We start from the raw sequence: 19939 nt of genomic DNA on the forward strand, positions 1-19939 counted from the left end.
TTAATGAAGATGTTCTCAGCCTTCACAACAGGTGGAGACTATGAAGCAACAGGTTACGGATATGGCCCAGGGCTAGGAGAAGGATACGATAGAACAATCCTAATTCTTTCTAGAGCTTCTGGTACACCAGTTGTGGCTAATGCCATCCAATATGCAGCTGACCTTGTAAGGGGTAATGTAAAAGAAGTTGCAAAAAGAGAGTTTGCAGCAGCGAAAAAAGCTAAGCTTGATGACATATTAAAATCCCTTACAAAGGATAACAAAAAAGCCGCTGCCGCTGATGAAGAAGAAGTAACAGCACCTTCAGCGGAGGTAGTAACAGGCTCTATTGCTGGAATAGACATTATGGATTTAGAAGATGCTGTTAAGGCCCTTTGGAAAAAAGGCGTCTATGCAGAAAGTGGAATGGGTTGTACAGGACCTATTGTAATGGTTAACGAAGCTAAAATGGCTGAAGCAATTAATATCCTAGCAGAAGCAGGGTTTGTTGCAAAAGAAAGTGCTTGTTAAATAAATACGTAATAATAGATCCCTTGACGATATCTTGAGGGATCTATTTATTTTTACTAAGTTTTGCAATTATAAACTTGTAATGATACCACAGTCATATTAAAGAGTATACTCTTAGTTTCGTTTCTAACTGCAAACACAGAAGATTTAATTTTTTTGTAAATTGCTGTTTATTCATTTTAATTAATGTAACCATACGAAGATGTATTATCTTTGGAGTTATGATGATTAACTGTGGCAAAAAAATTTATAAATACGTTTACTAATTAGAGATTTATAGTAAATCTAAGTTACATTGATAAAATTTAGAATATATGGTACGATTTGTATGGAAAGGAATAGTGAATTAGATCAAAAAAAGCATTAATTTTTAATTTGAAATCAACTGAGAGATTCAGTTTTGTTATAGGAGATTTGGCTCTAATTAATACTAAATAAAGAAAACGTATTTAATAGAGTATCCATCAATCCTATGACAATTCAAATAAAAAATAGTTGGAATATTTCAACCATTGAGATTAGGGGAGGTATAACATAGGGAGGCTAGTTTTACATTCTACAATGTGTATATTATAAAATGTAAAATCAGCAGAGACGAATACAAATCTTAAAAAAATATTAGTTTTGTATTCAAAATAAAAGATAATCTTTAGGGGGATTTACAAATGAAAGAAAGTAATAAAATAGTTTTAAAAGATTTATACAGATTTATAAAACCATATAAATTTTGGTTTATACTTGCAGCTATACTAAACTTATCGCTGATTTCATTTAACCTACTAAGAACCTATTACACAGAAAAGCTACTAGATAATGCCACGAGAAGTGAATTGAGTGGTTTGCTTACATATCTAGGTGTTTTGCTAGTTCTTACTTGTGCTGCTCTAATCATGGTGTACGGAACTAAGTACGCTACAGGGCGTTTTGGGTCTATGGTAGTACGAGAATTAAGGTATGGGGTATTTAAAAGACTATCCCATAGTAATATTAAAGAAATTGATAAATTAAGTGTTGGAGATATAATTTCTAGAAGTAACTATGAGATGGATTTTATTTCAAGATTTCTTGAAAGAGGAGTGCCAGAATTACTATTTCAACCACTAATGTTTATAGCAGCATCTGTTTATATGATCATTATTGATTGGAAATTATTTCTAATTTGTTACTCTCTTAGCCCTATAGCAATTTTTCTGATTAATAAATTTGACGAAAAAAGCGCTAAATACTCTGAAGCCTATTATCAAAACCTAGGTGAAGCTAATGGTGTAATTAAAGAGTGTATTGACGGTATCACAACGATTAAAACTTATAATCTTTCGGATTATATACTAAGCAATTGTAAAAAAGCTTTTGATAGGGTATTGAAATCTGTTTTAACCAGTGAAAAGTTTGATGCGGTTCAGCTCCCCTTTTATTTCGTGTTGTATGAATCGCCAAAGATACTATGTTTATTATTTGGTGGTCTAGCAGTTATAAATGGAAGGATGACAATAGGGCAACTAATTGCATATAGTCAACTAATTTTATTTGTGGCAGACCCCATCAATACATTAACACAGTTATTTGGAGGTGTAAGAAAGTTTTTTGTTGCATTTAAACGTGTTAGAGAGCTCTTGGATGTTGAAACAGAAGGCTATCTGCAAAAGAAATACATAGTAGATAAAACTGAAGAAGCTCATCTTGAATTTAAGAATGTATCTTTTAGTTATGATGGAGTTAATCCAGTTTTAGATGATGTAAGCTTTAATATCCCAATGGGTAGCAAAGTGGCTATTGTAGGACTTAGTGGTGAAGGAAAGAGTACAATTCTAAACCTTATTTGTGGGTTCTATGACGTTATTGAAGGGGATATTCTTATAAACAATAGACCCTATAGAGATATGAGTATAGAAGAAATAAGAAGCAAATTATCCTATGTTTCACAGGAGACATTTCTGTTTCCCATTACCATTAGTCAGAACATTGGGTTTGGAAAGATTAATGTTAATGAATCAGAAATCAGACGTGCTGCTGAAATTACTAAATGTCATGATTTTATAGTAGATCTGCCAAATAATTACGATACTATTATGAGTGAACAAGGCAAGAATTTATCAGGTGGACAGAGACAGAGGGTTTCTATAGCCAGAGCTGTTTTAAAAGATGCACCGATTATATTAATGGATGAGCCCACGGCTTCCTTAGATTTGCAAACAGAGGCCGAGGTAATGGATGATATTCTAAAATTAACTGAGAACAAAACTCTAATAATATCAACTCATCGCTATTCAGTCCTTAATAAAGTAGATCTGATCCTTATTGTATCGAAAGGATGTATAATAGAAAGGGGTAGCCATAAGGAACTCCTTCAACAAAATGGGGTATATCATAAACTTTATAACAAACAATTTGTAGCTAGTGAGGTGATTTAATTTATGAAAACTAGTTTTTTTAAGGACTTAGGAAGAATTTTAAATTTAATGGGTCATAGAAAATGGAAATATATCATTTCAATAGTAATATGTGCAGCCGTTGATCCAATTTATCAAATTGGATTTGCCTTCGCTAATAAGTACATATTCAACTCAATTGCTTATAATAGTCAAGAAATGCTGATTAGAGGGTTTACTATTATGGCAGTAATTTTTCTAATTTACTGTATTGTACAACCAATAACAGGTTACCACTATGAAGGTAAGTTATATTTTCCAATTATAGATATACATCTAAAATTAGTATCAAGTATAATGAAATTTCCTAACTCGTACTTTGACAAAAACCATAGTGGTAACATCATGTCCCGCTTGACCAGCGACCTAGATCGCTTGTCAGATTTCTATAGGGAGTATACTTATGATGTAGTGACCCACATGATACTTGGCATAGGTTCATTAGTTGCTATTATCATTATCGACGTTAGGTTTATTCCCATAATGGTACTACTGGGATTCATATCTATTGGATTAAATAATATGTTTGGAAAAGAATCCTATTTATTAAGCAAAAATATTCAAGAGAATCAAGCTTCATCGACAGAGTGGTTCACAGATATGCTGTCAGGACTACGAACAATTAAAATTTTCGGTATGGAAAATATTATTTTCTCCCGTTATCAAAAAAGTTATGATCAGGTTGTGGAAAACACAATATCTATGAATGATTTAGAGGGTAAAAGGATGGCTACTAACTTTTTGCTATCAGTGCTAAACTTCATAGGGATCTTAGGAGCCGGCGTTGTAATGATCAACTACCAAATGACGGATATAGGAACGGTGATGGCAATTATTGTACTGCAACGGGGCGTAACATCATTATTTATCAATCTAGGAAGCTACTTAACAAATTTCAAAAGGGCTCTTGTTGGTGCAAATAGGGTATTTCAATTAATTGATGAAAACAAAGAGAGTGATACTGATGCAACTGCTGAAGGATTTAGTATACAAGAAGCTGGAGTAAGTTTTAAAAATATCACTTACAAATACGATGGTCAAGAAAAAAAGGCACTAGAACATCTCAATGTAAATTTTAATTATGGAGATGTATCTGCAATAGTTGGTGAAAGTGGTAGTGGAAAATCTACAATCTTTAAAATTCTTTTAGGACTATATCAAGATTATGAAGGAGAGATTACAGTCTTAGGAAATAATATAAGGCAATGTAAACTAGATGATATTCGTAGACATGTAGGTTACGTACCTCAAACACCATATATTTTTAATACTACAATCTATGAAAATATTCGATACGGAAGATTAGATGCTACAGAAGAGGAAATCATTGCCGCAGCTCAAGCAACTAATGCCCATAACTTCATCTTAGAAACGCCTAATCAATACAATACTTACCTAGGGGAAGGAGGTATTAACCTTTCAGGAGGACAATGTCAAAGAATTGAAATCGCCAGAGCATTTCTGAAAAATCCACCTGTAATCTTATTAGATGAAGCTACTTCTGCACTAGATCGTGAATCGGAAATACTAGTGAAAGAGGGATTACAAAGATTATTTAAGGGAAGAACTGTAATTATTATTTCCCATAGACTAGATGCTGTTGAAGATGCGAATAAAATATATGTATTAAAAAGTGGTCAGCTAATAGAAGAAGGAACCCATAAAGAACTTATGAGTAAAAAAGCAGCTTACTTTAGCTTATACTCTAACATGCAACATAAGGAAATTGAACAGGAGGCTATCTAATGGGGAACTTACCAATTAAAAACATAGGCATATTTGCTCATGTTGACGCTGGCAAAACAACCATTGCAGAAAACCTTTTATATCTAGGAGGTTGCATTAAGCGCATTGGAAGAGTAGATAAAGGGATGACGCAGACAGATTCACTAGAAATAGAACGTAAGCGAGGTATTTCAGTAAGACTAGCCTCTGTTACTTTTGAATGGAAAAGCTCTGTTATTAATATTATAGACACACCTGGTCATGCAGACTTTTATGCGGAAGTAGAACGATCTATGAGGGTTTTAGATGGTGCGGTTCTTGTAGTTTCAGCCGTTGAAGGAGTTCAGGCTCAAACTAAAATAATTTGGGATACATTGGAAAAAATGAAGATCCCCACAATTATATTCATAAATAAAATTGATCGACTAGGTGTTAATATAGGGAAAGTTTTGGAGGAAATATCAAATAAATTAACTAGTGATATATTAGATATGCAAATGGTCACTAACGAAGGGATGAAGAATGCTTCTACAGTTGATTTCATTAGATTCATGGATGACGACACAATAAGCTATAGTAGTAGAGATAATATAAAGCGATTTCATGAACAGTTAGCCTTGTATGATGAAGCATTATTTAATCAACTTGTAAATAATAACGAACCAAACCCAACTATATTAGATGAAAAAATAAGTGATCTGTGTAAAAATCGAAGGATATTTCCTCTCTTGTATGGTTCGGCTATAAATTCCATCGGTGTAGAATTCTTAATGAATACTATAGGACGATATTTGGGGGAGGGCACTGGAAATCCAGATTCACCATTTTCAGCTGTCATATATAAAATAGAACATGATATTATTCATGGTAGACTTACCTTTATAAGAGTATTTAATGGTACAGTCACAGAATATGATAAGGTTCTGAATAACAGAAATCACAACGAAGAAAAAGTAATCCGTATTTTTAAACTTAAAGGAACAAAAATGGTTAGATGTGAGTCATTAAGGGCAGGAGAAATAGGGGTTTTATGTGGAGTAAATGCTAAAATTGGAGATATACTAGGAAATCCAGAGGGAATAACTAAACTAGAAACAACTGTGGCTCCCCTTCTAACAGTAAAAATTGAAGCAAAAGAAAAACATCAAAACCCTCAATTAATTAATGCCTTAAAGGTACTGGAAGAGGAAGAGCCGTTACTTTATGTAAAGTGGCATGATGATAAGAAGGAAATTAATATACAACTGATGGGTATGATTCAAATGGAGGTAATTACAAGTATTCTACAAGATAGGTTTCATTTAGATGTAATCTTCGATGAACCAAGTGTACTATATCAAGAAACCCCCATGAACTATGCAGAAAGTTTTGTAGCAAAAGATGGATATACAGATCTTGGTCTTAGTGTTGAGCCTATCGAGAGGGGGAAAGGCATCCAGTTTGAATCAAAGGTTTCTACAGACTATATCTTTAGGAAGTATCAAAATGAGGTGAAGGATACAATTTATCCTGCGCTGGAAAAGGGTCTGATGGGATATAGAGTAAATGATGTTAGAGTTACCATTGTTGCTGGTAAATCAACTCCAATAGCAACTTTACCTTCAGATTTCAGACATCTTACATATGCTGCTATTCAAGAAGCAATAAAAGCAGCAGGTACTATACTTTTAGAACCAATACTGAAGTTTAATTTAATTGTTCCTGTCGAATCTAGTAAGCAAATATTTTCTACATTAATTAATATCAAGGCGGTATTTGATCCACCAGAGACTTTAAATGGATATATAGTCTTTGAAGGAACAGTACCAGTGGCTACGTCTATTAATTTTAGTACAAAGTTAGCAGGTATAACTGGTGGAAAAGGAGTCTATACAGCTGAGTTTTATATGTATAAAGAATGTTTCAGATAGACTAGGCGTAATGGCGTAATATAGTTTATCAAATTAAATTGGGTTCAAATGATTGAAGAAGCAGAAAAGAATCTAGAAGAAGTATGATAATAGGATTCTGTAATATTTCACTAGATTATTTCTGCTTTTTCTAACTTGTGTTTTGTATAAGAATTACGATAAAAAATTTGCCAGGAAGAAAAACAGATGTAAAAGAAAATCAATAACAGAGCTGGAAGCCAAGGATATATAATCCAAAAAGCAGTTTAAAGAAAAAGTGAATATATTACTAGAGAATGAGCTCATTGAAAAAAAGATTTAAAGTGGGCTTAGTTTAGTGTGCCTAAAACCCACTTTAAAAAAGATTAGTTTTCGTAGAAAAGTTCGACTGTAATTATTATTAAAATAAGAGAACTTTACGTAATGAGTTTCAACATAAGCAGATCACCAATTTAATTGTATTAAATTGTGTAAGTCGCTTAGTTTCTTCAGCTAAAGCCATCCTATAAAATCTACTGAAGAAAGACTTTGTTCTAATACATAAAAATTATAGTCTACTATAACCTATGATCGTCTTAGTGATGTACTTAAGGGTTTTTTCAACTGCCTCTTCAATTGGGTATTCTATTTGCATATTAATAATTCTAGAAAACATACCTTGGTAGATAAGTAGTATCATTTCATTGATGTCTTCTATAGCATCTTCATTAATAAACTTATCCTTAACACATGAGCGTAGTGCTGCAATATTACGCTCATAAATATTTCTCTTTAATAACATGGGAAGCATATCTTCTGCTTGCTCACCAAGCTCTTCAGGGAATATGGTGTAATATTCTTCTAGGGCATCGCTTAAAGAGTCGCTATATTTATTAAAGAATATAGTTTGATAGATTCGTGGATTACTAAAAGAATAAAAACAAAAACATCTCCAGATAGCAAGATATTTTTCAAGCGGGCCATTAGCTCCTTTTACGTAATTAGGTAGATCTAAGGCATATTCTTTTAAGTATTTTAATGATGCATAAAAAACTAAATGCTCTAAGTCGGAAAAATAATTATATAATGTAGCACTGTTATAACCAGCAATGTCTGCTACTTTTCTTATAGTAACAGCTTCAATTCCCTCATCTTCAATGATCTGATTGGTAGCCTCAATAAAGTAACTCATCATTCGTCGTTTTTGAATCTCTTTCTTATCCATATCCTAGTCACCTATCTCATCTAAGTTATCTAAGTTTAATCTTTAAGTTTCAACAATAGTAATTATAACATAATTAGCAAAATATAGCCATTAATTTGGGTTTCATCAAATTTAAACATAGGTTTTTTTAGATAAAGATAAAAATAATCACGATTATATAATAATCAAATTTATAATAACTGTTTTATAAGGTATAATATAGAAGGTTATTGTTATAAAAATAACAATGTTGAATTGAAGAAGATTATTAAGGAAGGGAGTGTAGAAATAAAACTAGAATTTGGGAATTTTAATGTAAAGGAAGTCATGTTTGGTTTTGCTTTAAGATGGGCCGGAATGAGATTGGCAGAGTATATAGGAAAAGCAGTAGCAGAACTACAGCCAGAAGAAGTAGAAACATATGAGTTAGAAGCAATTACAAAGCGATCACAAAAAGTTCAAACATTGATGGTTAACGAAGCTAAAATGACTGAAGCAATTAATATCCTAGCAGAAGCAGGTTTGTAGCAAAAGAAAGTGCTTGTTAAAAAATAAATAATTACTGATAATAAAGAAATCCCTTAGCAAATGTTAAGGGATTCTTTCTATAGCAAAACTTATGCCAACTTTGCAGATAAAAAGGCTAAGTCTTTATTAATGAACTAAAAAATGATATAATAGGACTATAGTCTAAAAGGTGAGGATGGTTAAATATGAGAATGGGTTATAATTTACAATTAGAACAATCTCAAAAGTTAGTAATGACACCCCAGCTTCAACAGGCAATTAAAATATTGCAATTGAACGCTATTGAACTTGACCAATTTATTCAGAAGGAAATTGAGGTTAATCCTTTTTTAGAAGTTAATGAAGCTTTTGAGTCTGACTATGAGAAAAGCATACAAGAAGCCAAAAAAGAAAAACCTACCCAAGAAGTAGACTGGAAGGAATATAGTGAAGACTATAGCAGGGGAGATCACTATAGTAAAGGCCCTTATTCTGGAGAAAACGATTTCAGCTATGAAAATATCCTTTCCCATAAAACAACCCTACAAGATCACCTAATGACCCAATACCATTTAACGCTGTTGGGGAAAAATTATTATGATATCGGTGAATTTATAATCTATAGTTTAGATGAAAATGGTTATCTAAATATGCCTATAGAGGAGATAGCTAAAGAATTTAATATAGAGATGGCTACTGTCGAAGATATATTAAAGGTAATACAAACCTTTGAACCATCGGGGATTGCAGCAAGGAGTTTAAAGGAATGTCTTTTGATTCAGTTAAGTCATCTAGGGGTTGACGACAGAAGGGTATATCGTATTGTAAATGAATTTCTTGAAGATATTGCTGACAACAAATATCCATTGGTGGCAAAAAATATGAATATTGCTGTAGAGGAAGTTCAAAAGATTTGTGATTTTATCAGAACCCTCGAACCAAAACCAGGTCGTAAATTTTCTTTAGTTAATCATAACTATATTGTTCCTGATGTTGTGATTAAAAAAGTAGGGGCTGAGTACGTGGTAATTATAAATGATTATAACGGTCCTAGATTGATGATTCGGGAAGATTATCGAAGGATGCTTTCTACCAGTGATGAAAATTCAGAAACAGTTAAATATATTAATGATAAGTTGAATTCAGCAAGTTGGCTAATTAAAAGTATAGAGCAGAGAAGACAGACAATCTTTAGAGTGGTAGAAATGATTATAGATAAGCAAAGGGATTTCTTTGAATACGGTAAAAAACACTTAAAACCTATGACCTTAAAGGAAGTAGCAGATAGAATTGACGTTCATGAGTCAACTGTAAGTAGAGCTACCAATGGTAAGTATGTAGAAACGCCATTAGGAACCTTTGAACTAAAATACTTTTTCTCCAGTGGAATAGAAGGAGAAAATGGAGAAGGTGTTTCAGCGGAAAGTGTAAAAAGCTTTTTAAAGGAGATTATCGAAGGAGAAGATCCTAAGAAACCCCTAAGTGATAATAAAATTACAGAACTACTATCAAAGAAGGGCTTAAATATTTCAAGAAGAACTGTTGCTAAATATCGTGAGGACTTATTGATCCCAGCATCATCGAAAAGGAAGCGATTCTAACTGAAGCCTCATAGTAAGACGTTATAGTTATAAATCTATTTAGTTTGACCATATTAAATTGAAGATAAAGAGGCCTATGAGTTGAAAGTATGAAGGATTAATACTTCTGGTTATAGGTCTCTTTTTCTTTCAAAAGGCAAGTTATAATAAACCTTAATAAAAGGAGACGTTATATTAGAAAAAAATATCACATATATGATGTATTAAAAGAAAAAACGACAAAAGTAGAAAAAATAATTGCCAATTAAAACTAAGTATTATATAATTATCATATATTACCTGTATTTTTTTTGTAATAACAGGGACACAATATGAATACCAGGGACAAAATTAGTCCCAATAAACAGTAAGCATTGAGTATGAGGGAAGGAAGGTAAAAGATGAAGGAGATTATTAATATACAGAAAAGAATTATTCCAGAAGCTTTTGCCACACTAGAAAAGCGTTACGATATTCTACGTAATATATTGTTGTTACAACCTATTGGAAGAAGGGCTTTAGCCAATAGACTTTCTATTGGAGAAAGGATCGTAAGAAGTGAGATCGACTTTTTAAAGGCACAGGATCTAATCGAAGTTAATGCAGCAGGTATGATGATTACAAAAGATGGAGAACTTCTAGTAGATCAGTTAAAAGAAATGATCTATCACCTAAAAGGGATAGGAGCCCTACAAGAGCAGTTAAAGAAAAAGTTACAGATTGAAAAAGTTTACATAGTTCCAGGGAACATAGAAAATGATGAATATGTAATTAGTGATTTATCTAAGGCGACTTCTAGAATACTAGAGGGTTTATTGGTAGAAAATAGCATTATTGGAGTTACAGGCGGACATACAATGGCGGCAGTAGCAGATGAAATGCTACAACAAACTAAAAATAGGGGAATAACCATTGTACCGGCAAGAGGGGGCTTAGGAAAGACTATGGAAAGTCAAGCCAACACCATTGCTGCAAAGATGGCTTCCAAGTTAAAGGGCAACTATCATTTATTTCACGCTTCTGATACTTTAAGCCAAGAGGCTTTAGAGAGTATATTGCATGACCCTGAAATAAAGAAAATAAATGCACTAATTAAGCAAGCGAATATTCTTTTATTTGGCATTGGTAGAGCAGATAAAATGGCTGAAAGAAGAGAACTTTCACTTGAGACAAAAAGATTATTGAAAGAACGGAAGGCAGTGGCAGAGGCCTTTGGGTATTATTTTAACCGAGAAGGTGAAATAGTTCATGAAATGAAAACAGTAGGAATCAATTTAGAAGGTTTTAAAGATGTCCCCAACACCATAGGCGTTGCAGGAGGACCAAATAAAGCCGAAGCCATTATGGCCATCAGTAAGATTAAAAAGGATTTAATATTGGTTACAGATGAAGGGGCAACAATGGAGATATTACAGCAGAAGTAATAAAGTAAAAACATAAAGATCAATCTAGTAGACACTGGCATTATAATTTATGGAAAAAAGGTAAAAACTATTAAGAATGTATAAAAAAACTAGGAGGGGATTTTAATGAGTGTAAAAGTAGCGATTAATGGGTTTGGAAGGATCGGTAGAAATGCTTTTAAGGTAGCTTTTGAAGAAGAGAGGAACTGGGAAATAGTTGCAATTAACGATTTAACTAGTCCAGAAACCTTAGCACATTTATTAAAGTACGATAGCTTATATGGTAGGTTCCCAGGGGAAGTTAAAGTAGGAGAAAATGCAATTATCGTAAATGGAAAAGAAATCAAAATTTTTGCTGAAAAAGACCCTGAAAACTTGCCTTGGAAAGAACTTGGAGTAGAGGTTGTAATAGAAGCTACAGGAATTTTCAGAAGCAAAGACAAGGTAATGAAGCACATTAATGCTGGAGCAAAGAAGGTTGTTATAACAGCCCCTGCAAAAAAAGAAGATATTACGATTGTAATGGGGGTTAATGAAAAGGATTATGACCCTACTAAACACCATGTTATCTCCAATGCATCTTGTACAACTAACTGTTTAGCACCTTTTGCTAAAGTTATTGATGAAAACTATGGGATTAAGAAAGGTCTAATGACAACAATCCATGCCTATACCAATGACCAAAGGATATTAGATTTACCCCATGATGATTTAAGAAGAGCAAGGGCAGCGGCCCAGTCAATTATCCCAACAACTACAGGAGCAGCAGAGGCAGTTGCTTTAGTATTGCCCCAACTTAAAGGAAAATTAAGTGGTATGGCAATGAGGGTACCAACACCAACTGTATCGGTAGTAGACTTAGTTGTTGAATTAGAAAAAAATACATCTGCAGAAGAAGTGAACAAAGTACTTAAAGATGCTTCTGAAGGAGATCTAAAAGGCATATTAATGTTCTCCGATGAACCACTGGTTTCAAGTGATTACCAACAAGACCCTCATTCATCTATTATAGATGGACTTTCTACAACTGTATTAGGAGATAACCTATTAAAGGTAATCGCATGGTATGATAACGAATGGGGTTATTCAGTAAGAGTTGTTGACATAGTATCCTACATCGTAGACCAAGGGATTTAAATTAAACTAAGAAGTAACTTATTTCATTTTAAATCTTAGTAAGATGTGGTAATATATAATGTGGAGTATCACAATTAACCTTAAATGGGCTATTAGTATGTAACTTTAAACGTTTAAGTGTAATAATTAGTGGTAATTTAAACATTAAGGAGGGCGTATTAAGATGAAAAAGTCTGTTAAAGATTTTGATGTTAAGGGCAAAAAAGTACTAGTTAGATGTGATTTTAATGTACCAATGGATAAAGAAGGTAATATTACTGATGATAGAAGAATTAAGGGTGCTCTACCAACCATTACATACCTATTAGAAGAAGGGGCTGCCGTAATCTTAATGTCCCATTTTGGGCGACCCAAAGGTGAGGCAAACCCTAAGTATACATTAGCTCCAGTTGCAGAAAGAATTTCTCAACTATTAAATAAAGAGGTTACTTTTTCAGATGATGATGCTGTTGTAGGAAGTAAAACTGTTGAATTAGCAGAAAAGCTTACTGCAGGAGAAGTCATGTTACTTCAAAATGTTAGATATAGAAAAGAAGAAGAAAAGAACGAAAAGACTTTTTCAAAGGATTTAGCTTCCCTTGGTGATATATTTATAAATGATGCCTTTGGAACAGCCCATAGAGCCCACAGTTCAACTGCAGGGGTAGCGGAGTTTTTGCCATCTGGAATGGGTTTCTTAATTGAAACAGAGTTAAATTTTATGGGGAAAGCGCTAGAAAATCCTGAAAGACCTTTTGTTGCAATTTTAGGTGGTGCAAAGGTATCCGATAAAATTGGAGTAATTGAAAATCTTTTAGAGAAGGTAGATGTTCTATTAATTGGTGGTGGAATGGCCTATACCTTCCTAAAGGCTCAAGGTTACGAAATTGGAAAATCTCTTTTAGAAGAAGATAAAATGAGCTTAGCTCTTAATCTTGTTGAGAAAGCAAAGGAAAAGAATGTTGAATTACTGCTTCCAATAGACTCTGTTGTAGCTAGCCATTTTGCCCCAGATGCAGAATATAAAACAGTTACAAATGAAGAAATCCCTGCTGAATGGTTAGGGGTAGATATAGGTGAAAAGACAGTCGCTCTATATGCAGATAAAATTAAGAATGCAAAAACCGTTATTTGGAATGGACCAATGGGGGTATTTGAAATGCCAGCCTTTGCAGTTGGAACAAAAGCAATTGCTAAAGCCTTAACTGAAAGTCAAGGAACTACTATCATTGGTGGCGGAGATAGTGCAGCAGCAGTAGAACAATTAGGTTTTGCTGATGCTATGAGCCATATTTCTACCGGCGGTGGAGCATCGTTAGAGTTCTTAGAAGGTAAAATACTACCAGGAATCGACGTACTGGAAGAAAAATAGGAGGATGGGAATATGCGTATACCAATTATAGCAGGCAACTGGAAAATGAACAAAACCAACAATGAAGCCCTCCAACTAGTTAATGAATTAAAAACTCATGTAAATGAAACAGATGTTGAAGTGGTGATATGTGTTCCCTTCACTGCCCTTTCAGAAGTAAGAAAGGCAATAGAAGGAACTAAAATAAAACTAGGTGCACAAAACATCCACTGGGAGGATGGAGGCGCCTATACTGGTGAAATTTCCCCAGATATGCTATTAAATATAGGTGTAGAGTATGTTATTATTGGACACTCTGAACGACGACAATATTTCCATGAAAGCGATGAGACAGTTAATTTAAAGGTTAAAAAAGCTTTAGAAAAGGGACTTAAGCCAATTGTTTGTGTAGGTGAAACCCTTGAAGAAAGAGAAGCTAACAAAACCTTTGAGGTTGTCAAAAGACAAACTGAAAAGGCTTTACAAGGAATTAAGGAAGAATCAATGGAACAGATAGTGATAGCTTATGAGCCAATCTGGGCTATTGGTACAGGGAAAACAGCATCTTCAGGGGATGCCAATACTGTGATTGCATATATTAGAGAAGTAATTCAATCTCTATATAACGATACAATTTCTGAAATGATTAGAATTCAATATGGAGGTAGCGTAAAGGCATCTAATGCTTCTGAAATTATGAATGAAGCAGATATTGATGGTGCCCTCGTAGGAGGAGCAAGTTTAGAGGCAGAAGCCTTTCTAGGAATTGTTCACTTCTAACCTCAGAAAGGAAGATTGAAATGAAAAAACCTGTTGCACTAATTATTCTAGATGGGTTTGGTTTAAATGACAAAACTGTAGGTAATGCCATAGCAGCAGCCAAACTACCAAATATTCGTCAATTATTAAATAAATATCCTTCTACAGAGGTTCAAGCAAGTGGTATGGCAGTTGGTTTGCCAGAAGGTCAAATGGGAAACTCTGAAGTGGGACATTTAAATATCGGAGCAGGAAGAATTGTATATCAAGAACTTACAAGAATTACCAGAGAAATCGAAATAGGTGACTTCTTCAAGAATGAAACTTTTATTAGTGCAATTAAGAATGCTAAAGAGAAAAATACTCAACTACATCTGATGGGACTAGTTTCAGATGGTGGAGTCCATAGTCATAGTAAACATCTTTATGCTCTACTAAAATTAGCTAAGGCAGAAGGTCTAACTGATGTCTTAATACATTGCTTCTTAGATGGAAGGGACACCCCTCCCCAAAGTGCTGTACAATATATAGAAGATCTTGAAGAAGCAATTAAGGAAATAGGCGTAGGTAGGATAGCTACAGTAAGTGGTAGATACTATGCTATGGACCGTGATTTAAGATGGGATAGAACAAAACAAGCTTATGATGCCATCGTTTCAGGTAGTGGACCAATTATGACGGATGCTATTTCAGCAATTAAGGCTTCCTATGAAGCTGGAGAAGTAGATGAATTTGTCAAACCAGTGGTTATTACTAATAACGGGGTAATCCACAATGTTAATCATGATGATTCAATCATTTTCTTTAACTTTAGACCCGATAGAGCCCGTCAAATGACTAGAGCCTTTATGGATAACGAATTCCAAGGTTTTGTTAGGGAAAAAGGCCAATTAAATCTTCATTACGTGTCGATGACCCTATATGATGGATCAATTGAAGGGGTAAAGGTTGCCTATTTGCCGCAGACGTTAGATAACACGTTAGGAGAATACTTAAGCAAGTTAGATTTAACGCAATTTAGGATAGCAGAAACTGAGAAATATGCCCATGTAACTTACTTCTTTAATGGAGGAATAGAAGCACCCTATCCTAATGAGGATCGAAAACTTATTCAGTCTCCTAAGGTAGCTACTTATGATCTTAAGCCTGAAATGAGTGCTAGAGAAGTAACGAATGAGCTATTGGAAGCATTAGATGCTGAGAAATACGACTTTATCGTACTGAACTATGCTAATCCAGATATGGTGGGGCATACAGGTGTATTTGATGCTGTAGTAAAGGCATTAGAAACAGTAGACTTGTGTTTAGCAGAAGTGATTGACAAAATACTAGAAAAAGGTGGTAAAGCCATCGTTACATCAGATCATGGTAATGCAGAATATCTAATTGATGAAGTAACCGGTGGTCCTGTTACAGCCCATACAACAAATCCAGTCCCTTTAATTTTAGTAGCAGAAGGCGAATATCAATTGGTAGAAGAAGGAAAGCTTTGTGATATCGCACCAACTATATTAGAACTATTAGGAAAAGACAAGCCGGCTGAAATGAATGGTGAGAGTCTAATCCTAAAAAAATAAAAATAATAGATAGGTTATCATAACCAAACAGTAGCTTGAGAGGAGAGAAAAAAATGACAATTATAAGTGAAATTTATGCTAGAGAAATTTTAGATTCTAGAGGGAATCCAACTGTAGAGGTAGAGGTGCATTTAGAGAGTGGTGTAATGGGAAGAGCAATTGTTCCATCAGGAGCATCAACTGGTGCCTTCGAAGCTGTAGAACTTAGAGATGGAGAAAAAGGTAGATACTTAGGTAAAGGTGTACTTAATGCAGTTAAAAACGTAAATGATATTATTGCACCAGAAATCGTAGGTTATGATGCAACAGATCAAATTGGTATTGATGAAACAATGTTAGAATTAGATGGAACTGAAAACAAAAGCAAATTAGGAGCCAATGCGATTCTTGGGGTATCTATGGCAGTAGCAAAGGCTGCGGCAGAAGAGTTAGGATTACCTTTATTCCAATATCTTGGTGGAGTAAACGCAAAAGAATTACCAGTTCCAATGATGAACATCTTAAATGGTGGAGCCCATGCAGATAATAATGTAGATATTCAAGAATTCATGATTATGCCAGTTGGGGCTGAGTCCTTTACTGAAGGATTAAGAATGGGTGTTGAAATTTACCATAGCTTAAAATCAGTATTAAAGGCAAAGGGATTAGCTACAGCTGTAGGTGATGAAGGTGGATTTGCCCCAAACTTAGCATCAAATGAAGAGGCCCTACAAGTTATTATTGAAGCAATTGAAAAAGCTGGTTATAAGCCGGGAGAAGAAATAAAATTAGCGCTAGACGTAGCTGCAACTGAAATTTATGACGAAGAGAAGAAAACTTATCATTTAGCTGGTGAAGGCATCACTAAAACAGCAGAAGAAATGGTCGACTTCTATGAAGAATTAGTAAACAAGTATCCTATCATCTCAATTGAAGATGGATTAAGTGAAGATGACTGGGCTGGTTGGAAGTTGATGACAGATAGATTAGGTAAGAGAATCCAAATCGTTGGAGATGATCTATTCGTAACAAATACAACAAGATTAGAAAAGGGAATTGAGACTGGAACAGCTAATTCAATTCTAATTAAAGTAAACCAAATTGGTACAATTACTGAAACATTAGATGCAATTGAAATGGCAAAGAGAGCAGGATATACTGCAGTAATCTCCCACCGTTCTGGAGAAACTGAAGATGCAACAATTGCTGATATTGCGGTTGCAGTAAATGCAGGACAAATTAAGACCGGTGCACCTGCCCGTACAGATCGTGTTGCTAAGTATAATCAATTATTAAGAATAGAAGATAATTTAGGAGACTTAGCAAAATACAGAGGAAATAAAGTGTTTTATAACGTTAAGTAAGTAAAAATTGTTACAGTATAAAAACTTAAGCTTATGACAATAATAGGGGTAGCTTTACCCTTATTATTGTTATTTATACATTTTTTTCGTATTGCAGTTAACAAGATTCAGAATGTTATGGCATAAACTCCTACCTAACAAATAAATTTGGTTGATTTTATAGATTTCCTGTGTTAAAATATGTATGTTAATCTCACATATAGGAGGTGGAAACATGAGAGTATTTTTAATGATCATTCAAGTAATTACTTGCTTAGTTTTAATTGGAAGTATTTTGTTACAATCAGGTAAAAATCCAGGTCTTTCAGGTTCAATTTCTGGTGGAGCAGAGCAAATTTGGGGTAAACAAGGTAAGGGATATGAAGGAATGCTAAGTAGAGTTACTTCTATCGGAGCAGCTTTATTTATTATTGTTGCAATTGCATTAGTTGCAATTCAATAAAATAAAACTGAATAGTTACAGGAGAGGGGTTAGCGTAAATGAATCTGATCGTATTAGCGCCGGTTGTAGGTTTAATTGCACTAGTTTTTGCATATATGCTTACAGCCAAAATTAACAAGGTGGACGTCGGAACGGATAGAATGAAGGAAATTTCTTCATATATTCATGAAGGCGCCATGGCTTTTTTAACTAGAGAGTATAAGACTTTAGCAATTTTTGTAGTTATTTTATTTTTTGTACTTTCCTTTGGTATTGATTTACCAACTGCCATTGCATTTGTAATCGGTGCACTTTTCTCTGGGTTAGCAGGTTTCTTTGGTATGCAAGTTGCTACTAAAGCTAACGTTAGAACAGCTAATGGAGCAAAAGAAGGTGGAATGAACAAAGCCCTAAGCGTTGCCTTCTCAGGTGGAGCAGTTATGGGTATGTCAGTAGTTGGTTTAGGTCTTTTAGGGGTAGGGGGATTATTCCTTATTCTTTCTAATACTATAGAAGCAGCTAGTACATTTGATGCTTCGGTAGAAGCAGCTAGAGTAATTACAGGTTTTGCTCTTGGGGCCTCTTCAATTGCATTATTTGGACGTGTTGGTGGTGGAATCTACACTAAGGCTGCAGACGTTGGAGCCGATTTAGTTGGTAAGGTTGAAGCGGGGATTCCTGAAGATGATCCAAGAAACCCAGCGGTTATTGCTGATAACGTTGGAGATAATGTTGGAGACGTAGCAGGGATGGGAGCCGACTTATTTGAGTCTTATGTAGGGTCAATTATTTCTGCCATTACTTTAGGTTTACTTGCTTATGGTATGGATGGAGCAGTCTTCCCATTAATGTTAGCAGCTGTAGGTATTATTGCTTCAATTATTGGTACGTACTTTGTAAAAGGGGATGAAAAGAAGGATCCTCAAAAATCCCTTAAAACTGGTACATATGTAGCTGGATTAATTACTGTTGTTGCAACTTTCTTCTTAAGTAACTACTTCTTAGGAAACTTAAGTGGCTTTTATGCAGTTGTAACAGGTTTAGTTGTTGGTATTTTAATTGGTCAATTAACAGAAGTTTATACTTCTGGAAGCTTTGCTTCAGTTAAGAAGATTGCAAAGCAATCTGAAACAGGTCCAGCAACAACAATTATTAGTGGACTAGCAGTTGGGATGATGTCAACAGCTTGGCCAATTCTTTTAATCGCAGTTGGTATTTTAATTTCTTATGGAGTAGCAGGCTTATACGGTATTGCCTTAGCAGCAGTTGGTATGTTAGCAACAGCTGGTATGACTGTAGCAGTAGATGCTTATGGTCCAATTGCAGATAATGCTGGTGGTATTGCTGAAATGTGTGAACTTCCAAAAGAGGTTAGAAAGATTACAGATAAATTAGACGCAGTTGGTAATACAACAGCTGCTATGGGTAAAGGGTTTGCAATTGGGTCTGCAGCATTAACAGCCCTTGCATTATTTGCTACCTATACAGAAGCAGTAGAATTATCTGCTATTGATATTACAAGACCTGCTGTAATTGCAGGGATGTTAATAGGAGGTATGTTACCATTCCTGTTCTCTGCATTAACAATGGAGGCAGTTGGTAAAGCAGCTTTTGAAATGATTGAAGAAGTAAGAAGACAGTTTAGAGAAATCCCAGGAATCATGGAAGGAAAAGGGACACCAGAGTACGCTACTTGTGTAGATATTAGTACTGCTGCAGCCCTTAGAGAAATGATTATTCCAGGTCTATTAGCTGTTATCGCTCCAATCGCTACAGGGATATTATTAGGAGCAGATGCAGTTGGGGGACTATTAGCAGGAGCTTTAGTAGCTGGAGTATTGATGGCTATTATGATGGCAAACGCTGGTGGAGCATGGGATAATGCTAAGAAATATATTGAAGAAGGAAACCATGGAGGTAAAGGAAGTGAACCCCATAAGGCAGCAGTTGTTGGTGACACTGTAGGGGATCCATTTAAAGATACTTCTGGACCATCTATCAATATCTTAATTAAGTTAATGACGATTGTATCTGTAGTATTTGCACCATTATTCTTCACCTATGGTGGAATGCTAATGAGATTCTTCGAATAGAAGTAACAACTATAGTAAAGCCCTTAATCAATTGATTAAGGGCTTTTTCTAAA

General features: G+C 34.6%; 14 protein-coding genes and 1 pseudogene. 14 read left to right on the plus strand and 1 reads right to left on the minus strand.

Annotated features, from left to right (window positions below; translation table 11 throughout):
• The 4 genes and pseudogenes from T335_RS0115415 to T335_RS21000 all read left to right on the plus strand — a co-directional run.
• Positions 1 to 510, plus strand: a pseudogene (locus T335_RS0115415) (glycine/sarcosine/betaine reductase complex component C subunit alpha); the annotation flags it as partial.
• Between the two features lie 665 nt (positions 511 to 1175).
• Positions 1176 to 2921, plus strand: a complete 1746-nt coding sequence (locus T335_RS0115420; RefSeq protein WP_026478328.1) for an ABC transporter ATP-binding protein — start codon at positions 1176 to 1178, stop codon at positions 2919 to 2921.
• A 3-nt stretch (positions 2922 to 2924) separates the two neighbouring features.
• Positions 2925 to 4685, plus strand: coding sequence for an ABC transporter ATP-binding protein (locus tag T335_RS0115425; protein WP_026478329.1), 1761 nt, complete (start codon positions 2925 to 2927; stop codon positions 4683 to 4685).
• The gene (locus T335_RS21000) at positions 4685 to 6574 is read left to right on the plus strand and encodes an elongation factor G (protein ID WP_051569350.1); all 1890 of its coding nucleotides are present in this window, start codon (positions 4685 to 4687) and stop codon (positions 6572 to 6574) included. The genes T335_RS0115425 and T335_RS21000 overlap by 1 nt, the downstream gene beginning before the upstream one ends.
• 526 nt (positions 6575 to 7100) lie before the next feature.
• On the opposite strand, the gene T335_RS0115435 is transcribed toward T335_RS21000, so the two are convergent.
• Positions 7101 to 7757 (minus strand): TetR/AcrR family transcriptional regulator, encoded by a 657-nt coding sequence (locus tag T335_RS0115435; RefSeq protein WP_026478330.1) that lies wholly within the window; start codon positions 7755 to 7757, stop codon positions 7101 to 7103.
• Positions 7758 to 7991: 234 nt separating this feature from the next.
• On the opposite strand from T335_RS0115435, the gene T335_RS0115440 reads away from it, so the two are divergent.
• The 10 genes from T335_RS0115440 to T335_RS0115485 all read left to right on the plus strand — a co-directional run bounded on the left by T335_RS0115440 (position 7992) and on the right by T335_RS0115485 (position 19886).
• Entirely contained in the window at positions 7992 to 8264 is a 273-nt protein-coding gene (locus T335_RS0115440; RefSeq protein ID WP_026478331.1) for a glycine/sarcosine/betaine reductase component B subunit, read from the plus strand.
• A gap of 185 nt (positions 8265 to 8449) precedes the next feature.
• Positions 8450 to 9844: an RNA polymerase factor sigma-54 gene (gene rpoN, locus T335_RS0115445; protein ID WP_026478332.1), complete on the plus strand. Its 1395-nt coding sequence runs from the start codon at positions 8450 to 8452 to the stop codon at positions 9842 to 9844.
• A gap of 380 nt (positions 9845 to 10224) precedes the next feature.
• Positions 10225 to 11247: a sugar-binding transcriptional regulator gene (locus T335_RS0115450; protein ID WP_026478333.1), complete on the plus strand. Its 1023-nt coding sequence runs from the start codon at positions 10225 to 10227 to the stop codon at positions 11245 to 11247.
• 105 nt (positions 11248 to 11352) lie between these two features.
• Positions 11353 to 12363: a type I glyceraldehyde-3-phosphate dehydrogenase gene (gap, locus tag T335_RS0115455; RefSeq protein ID WP_026478334.1), complete on the plus strand. Its 1011-nt coding sequence runs from the start codon at positions 11353 to 11355 to the stop codon at positions 12361 to 12363.
• A gap of 163 nt (positions 12364 to 12526) precedes the next feature.
• On the plus strand, positions 12527 to 13714 hold the full coding sequence (locus T335_RS0115460) for a phosphoglycerate kinase (protein ID WP_026478335.1): 1188 nt from the start codon (positions 12527 to 12529) through the stop codon (positions 13712 to 13714).
• Between the two features lie 12 nt (positions 13715 to 13726).
• Positions 13727 to 14473: a triose-phosphate isomerase gene (gene tpiA / locus T335_RS0115465; RefSeq protein ID WP_026478336.1), complete on the plus strand. Its 747-nt coding sequence runs from the start codon at positions 13727 to 13729 to the stop codon at positions 14471 to 14473.
• 20 nt (positions 14474 to 14493) lie between these two features.
• Entirely contained in the window at positions 14494 to 16029 is a 1536-nt protein-coding gene (gene gpmI, locus T335_RS0115470; RefSeq protein ID WP_026478337.1) for a 2,3-bisphosphoglycerate-independent phosphoglycerate mutase, read from the plus strand.
• A 53-nt stretch (positions 16030 to 16082) separates the two neighbouring features.
• Positions 16083 to 17372 carry a phosphopyruvate hydratase gene (gene eno / locus T335_RS0115475; RefSeq protein ID WP_026478338.1) on the plus strand — a complete coding sequence of 430 codons (1290 nt, stop codon included), beginning with the start codon at positions 16083 to 16085 and terminating at the stop codon, positions 17370 to 17372.
• Between the two features lie 214 nt (positions 17373 to 17586).
• A complete protein-coding gene (secG, locus tag T335_RS0115480) occupies positions 17587 to 17814 on the plus strand; it encodes a preprotein translocase subunit SecG (protein ID WP_026478339.1) in 228 nt (75 codons plus the stop codon).
• 38 nt (positions 17815 to 17852) lie between these two features.
• Positions 17853 to 19886, plus strand: a complete 2034-nt coding sequence (locus T335_RS0115485; RefSeq protein ID WP_026478340.1) for a sodium-translocating pyrophosphatase — start codon at positions 17853 to 17855, stop codon at positions 19884 to 19886.
• Positions 19887 to 19939 lie beyond the last annotated feature (53 nt).

The sequence above is a fragment of the Alkaliphilus transvaalensis ATCC 700919 genome (genome assembly GCF_000621485.1).
In the GTDB taxonomy this organism is placed as follows: domain Bacteria; phylum Bacillota; class Clostridia; order Peptostreptococcales; family Natronincolaceae; genus Alkaliphilus; species Alkaliphilus transvaalensis.